Here is a 1,107-nt window from a genome sequence, read left to right as displayed (position 1 = left end):
GCTTCCAGTAAACGTCTCTGAATCTGTTGGGGCATCATATTTCATTTTTGTATCAAATCTTCCCCATATTACAGAATCCAATTCTGCATCCAAAATGGTTGCAGCATGTAATATACTCTCCGATTTTAATTCATCCAAGCATTGAAGCAGTGAATTCACCATGCGAGACATCCTTACACATCCCTTTGTCCGGATCGATTACCGCGCAATAGCTTCAAGCTCATCAAGGAATGAATCCTTTCATACTATTTAGGACATGATATCCATTGTGACTACGGTAAATGTAGCAGCTGTCATTAAAACGAAGGAGTGAAATTAAATGACTAAAAATGAAGAACTCAATCGAAATCTTGATTCTGACCAAAATAGTAACAATACGGATGGAGCTGACATCGGAAAAGCTGTAGGAACGGCGGGTGGTATTGCTGCAGGTGCAGTCGTAGGCTCTGCTTTGGGTCCTGTTGGAACTGTTGTTGGCGGTATCGTAGGCGCAGCATTGGGAAATAAGGTTGGAGAGGCTGCTGACGATAACAACGACGAAGCACAACGAAAGGATTAAAATGGTTAGTCACAAGCTTCAGTTGGGTATTAGATGTGTGAATGCAATTAAAATTGTTTTGAGATGGTTAAAATAAATAATTCTTCACTTCCTAATGCTGCATTTCGAATTAAATCGAATATGCAGCATTATTTGTTTTTAAATTAGGTGAAAATCTAATTATCAATGGCAAAATAAGCTATGCAATTAGTTATCATCAGCAAGCATCAGGTCAATATCAACAGTTAAACCAAGAACTCAATAATGCAAAAATACTTGAACAAACGTGAAAAAAAGCTGCACAAATTAATCAAGAGGTGGGGACTGACCCCCATTTGTGAGACAGGGATCAAAACACCTTTCAAGTTTAAACGGCCAATCGCCTATAATCAACCGGCGACTGGTTATTTAGTTTCGTTTGAATACGAATTGCGTTATAGTAAGTGATGTAGTCTCGAACGGTCTGTTCAACGATTGCAGTCGTTGTATGGGTCAACCCTTCGAGGTAGAACGTTTCAGACTTTAGTGTGGAATGAAACGATTCAATGGGGGCATTATCAGCGGGCGTT

General features: G+C 39.6%; 2 protein-coding genes. One reads left to right on the top strand and one right to left on the bottom strand.

The genetic code is table 11. From position 1 onward, the window contains the following. The first annotated feature begins 319 nt into the window (after window positions 1-319). Window positions 320-559 carry a glycine zipper domain-containing protein gene (locus AC1DSE_RS35645; RefSeq protein ID WP_477512528.1) on the top strand — a complete coding sequence of 80 codons (240 nt, stop codon included), beginning with the start codon at window positions 320-322 and terminating at the stop codon, window positions 557-559. A 346-nt stretch (window positions 560-905) separates the two neighbouring features. On the opposite strand, the gene AC1DSE_RS35640 is transcribed toward AC1DSE_RS35645, so the two are convergent. Then, a partial coding sequence (locus tag AC1DSE_RS35640; protein WP_477528631.1) for an IS3 family transposase occupies window positions 906-1,107 on the bottom strand: 202 nt, incomplete at its 5' end.

Source organism: Paenibacillus sp. 01L418 (assembly GCF_056400045.1).
The sequence above is the reverse complement of the archived record's forward strand: the minus strand, read 5'-3'. Positions and strand labels throughout refer to the sequence as shown.